General features: G+C 52.5%; 2 protein-coding genes. Both read right to left on the bottom strand.

What is annotated here, in order from left to right:
* Nucleotides 1-829: 829 nt before the first annotated feature.
* The gene (locus LG367_RS18110; protein ID WP_226470668.1) at nt 830-1,273 is read right to left on the bottom strand and encodes a hypothetical protein; all 444 of its coding nucleotides are present in this window, start codon (nt 1,271-1,273) and stop codon (nt 830-832) included.
* A gap of 31 nt (nt 1,274-1,304) precedes the next feature.
* Nucleotides 1,305-2,525 (bottom strand): hypothetical protein, encoded by a 1,221-nt coding sequence (locus LG367_RS18105; RefSeq protein ID WP_226470667.1) that lies wholly within the window; start codon nt 2,523-2,525, stop codon nt 1,305-1,307.
* Nucleotides 2,526-4,007 lie beyond the last annotated feature (1,482 nt).

Genomic DNA, 4,007 nt, shown 5'->3' with positions numbered 1-4,007 from the left:
GGGCAAGGCATCGATGTCGGGGTGGATCACAGTGATGGACTCCTTATGATATGGACTGCGCAACGGGCGTGCGTCCTGAGCCGGTGTGGCAAGTGGCAGGATCAGGAAGGCAGTCACAGCAATGCGCAATGGGTATTGGAACGACAAGCGTTGTTGGTTGGTCATGTCTCGGTACTCTCGCAGAGGCAGGCTATCTGCGCGGATGGAGGCCTATCCGCCGCTGCTAGCAGGTAAATGTGTGGGGCAAGGCCGCTGACACTTCTACGTTCATAAAACGTATGAAGGCAGCCCCCTATCGGCTCTATGCGGCCAAGCGAGCCTGGGCTGTTTGGTCTCCGGGCCATCGGCAATGCCCTGCCAATGAGCCGGAGACACGACAACCATTCCAAAGCACGACGTCCGCAACGAGTTGTTGGCTAGTTTGGGTGCCGACATATGACAAGTCCGAAGACCTGGTCGATGAGATCGGCATGCTCAAGCAGATGACCAAGTTGCTAGTGGAGCGAGTGCTAGACGCAGAAACGCCCGAACACCCGGACCATGAGCAGCACAAGCTCTCGGCAATGCCGAGAGCTACGTCCGCAACGGCAAAGGGCGCAAGACGCTCAAAGACGAGTTCGGCGAACTGCCCTCGAGGTCCGGCGCGATCACCAAGGCAGCTTCGACCCACGGATCGTGTCTAAGCATTAGCAACGCTAAATCCGCAGCCTTCCCCGTCAAGAGTGCATCCATAATGACCGGCCCTCGGCTTGAGAACCTCTTTCAGGCTTAGCCTGCCAGATGTTTTCTTTACGAATGACGACCAATCAGGGGAAGGCTACGCGTTAGGTCACTCTAGTCCATCAGGCTTTTCTGGCTTCTTTGGCATCTCAACCACAGGGCGCTTTACCTCAGGGATATTGGGTTTATCAGGAGCCCCTTCCGGTATTTTGGCATCCAAATGCTGCTTCGCACTGTTGAGGGTGGACAAAGCTGGATCGACCACCGTCTTAGGCTCCTGGTTGAGGGTCGATTTACCGCTCGCGAGCGTTTGAAGGTTCAGGAAGGTTGCTTGAATAAAGTGACTCGTCAGATCCAAAGCGACGGGCGAATCTTCTCTGACAATTTTCGGGTCCTGCAGTTCATACTCCTTCTCAGTGATTCCCTCGAAAAGCTCGGGATCAGCGAGCTTACGCACGTTCCACTCTCCTGGGATATAGCCGTGCAGATATCCCGCCGCCTTTTCGGCGAGCTGGCCTGCTTGAATTGCGCCATCAAAAATGAGCTTAAACATAGTCCTTCTCCATCAGAGATTATTTTGTTAGTCAGTATTTGTAGAGAAGTTCTTCGTAGCCACCAACGCTACCATTACGGCCAGCAAGGGACAGCGATTCCACTTCGAAAGCCTCATGCTCTCCAACGAGCGTGGAAACAACTTCAGCCCAGCCCTTCAGGTCGTAATTTTCGCCGTAACGCACCAGGCCGAGCACCTGAATATTATGAACAACGATTTGCGCATATTCATCGGAAGAGTTCCCGCTCGGATCGAGCGCCTGGACCCTTTTTCTTTGGTCATTTGATCTTATGCGGCCCGGCATTCTTTCAGGATTGCTAAAACCTTCAATTTTTACAGGCTCGTCGTAGTAAAGAGCAACATAACCATCAAATACGATAGGAATCGTGTAGTTATAACGCTTGATTTGACGGCGCTGCGTGGCTCTCACCACAACGCGCGAGCCCACCGTCCCGCTTAAGGTTGAAGTTTGCTTCCATCCTGTGGTTATCGAACCACTGACTTCCCCCATGATTCCAAGCTTGAGATCTGCCGAGACTTCTCCCTCACCCGTTCCGGTGCTGGTCGATTCCACCTCGTTTGTCTCGGACTTCTCCACCTCGCCTTCGAATTGACTTTCACTACCCACATCATCTTTGTGGTTATGTGCAATTTGCGTGGTCCTGGCTGCCGCCTTTGCTTCCACTTCTTTGCTGACTTCAATTTCCTGCTCGAACGATGCAGAGGCCTTATCGTCAAAAGTAAGATCGACGCTGCCTTCCAGTGACCAGCTAATTTCATTTTCGATCGAAAATTCGACAGAGCTTTCCCACCGCATATCTTGCGGGTCCGTGCGGTTGACGTAGACCTGCTCGGAGATCACCTCCGGACGCGGCTGAACGATATCGCTACGTTCCTCGATAAGCGGCTGACCCTTGTTCATATAGGCGTACCACTTGCGTTCTTTCGCACTCCTCTCGTCTTTCGGGTATTTTCCAAATCTTCCATCGTTGATGGAAAATCCAGAGGGCAGCACGTAACGATCGTAGCCGTCTTTATCCTTTTTTTTGGCTAAGGCTTTGACAAATTCTGATACAAGCCAGTTCGATCCAAGAAAGCTTGCAGTTCCCGCGATCCTCCTATCTTCATTTTCCCAACCGAGAATATATTTTTCTCTACCAACTATGTCTAGCTCTTTCAGATTGCGGTCTGTTAGCACATAACGAATAAATCTTGAAGGAATATAGGTGGGACCCATCGGATTGGTAGGCATAAACTATTATTACCTTTTTCGAGTTAGATGTCAGGCGGTGTTTTACTAGATGTATTTGTCAAGAAATTGGAATTAGCGTTTGCACTTTTGAAGACAGCACCGATTTTTCTTATAAACTTCTCCCGTTTATGAGACTGCAGAAAATCTGTAAAGTGACTAGCGAAATCTCTAAACTCCCCACAAGCGAAAGCCATCGGACGGCTCCTGCACAGGTGGCACGCCTATAAAACGTGCAACCCATGCCCCCTCCCCTCCCCCCCTTCTACATTTAATTCCCGAAATTAATGATTGTCTTTATCGCGTGATGGAAATTTGACAATTTCACATGCCGATCACGCGGCGCACAAACGGCAAGGCTGCACTGGAAAAACGCTTGGATTCGCAGTCTGTATGGGGCTTCTTTGCTATGGAGCGGGCCGCCTTCGTCGTAGCGGCACTGTACGCAGCCGCTAGAAGTCGTTTGCCGGTCTCAAGGATGTGGCAGTGCTGGGGCGATGCGGTCGAGCCGTGCGGTGGTCATTCCTCGCATCGACGAACCCCTGACCCATTGGGCGCGCAAGCTGCTGAGTAGATCCGGACGTCAGGCAAAGGCCTGACCACGATCTACGTCAGCCACGGCGATCCTGACTACTATTTCGTCTTATCATCCCGCAATGACTCGCTATAAAAAAAGCGGCACGGTGCTGAGCCAAGGAACCGGGTAAAATATCGCTTCATCAACGGCCACAGGCACCGGGGTTCAGGATCGCAACCTTGTCCTGGAGGCTACACGTGACACACGGCAGCTTCTACCAATGGTGTACGAATCGCCTACCCCGACCTGCGAGATGTGCACTTTCTGACACACTGCCTCGACGGTCGTATCGGTCTCGGCCCGCTTCAGAGTGAACGTGATCTACTCTCAGTGAGCATCGGCTCATTTTTGTGGCCTGTATGGGCCAGAGATCTCGCTATCCCCTGTCAACGGAAACAACATATGTTCAAAGAGCGATCAAGACTGTGGTCTTTAGCATCGACCTTAACGCGTTCTACGCGGAATGCTCGGCGTGATGGTTTGGGTGGTGTTCGCCGGACTCAATAAAGAAACAGAATGCAGCAGGAGCTGGCCGCCTCGCGCATGACAGCGGGGGCGCGCGCACTCTTTCCATGCCCACTCGCCCCCCCCCACCGAATAAGCCAGGCCGAAGCAAGGCGCAGCTGCCAGCAAAAAATCGCACAACGAAGTTGCGGTGATCGTGCGAACGGTACACGTGGACCACCGTGAAACCGAATGACAGAGAACGCTGGCTGCCCATCTCCGCTTGCATGACAGCGGAGTGTTGGGGGTGAGTCTAGAGATGTTTGGGCGCGCAGACCGCTTCAGCTAATCGTCATCACGACGGTAAAACCGTATGCAGCTGCCAGCAACGACAAGTTAAGCAGTACCTGTCATCAATTCCAATAACAAATTGCAATATCACGATCGCCGGAAACCGGTAGGGG

The organism is Luteimonas panaciterrae (genome assembly GCF_020511115.1).
Lineage (GTDB): Bacteria > Pseudomonadota > Gammaproteobacteria > Xanthomonadales > Xanthomonadaceae > Luteimonas > Luteimonas panaciterrae.
Note: the sequence above shows the minus strand (reverse complement) of the source record. Positions and strands in the feature narration are given on the sequence as shown.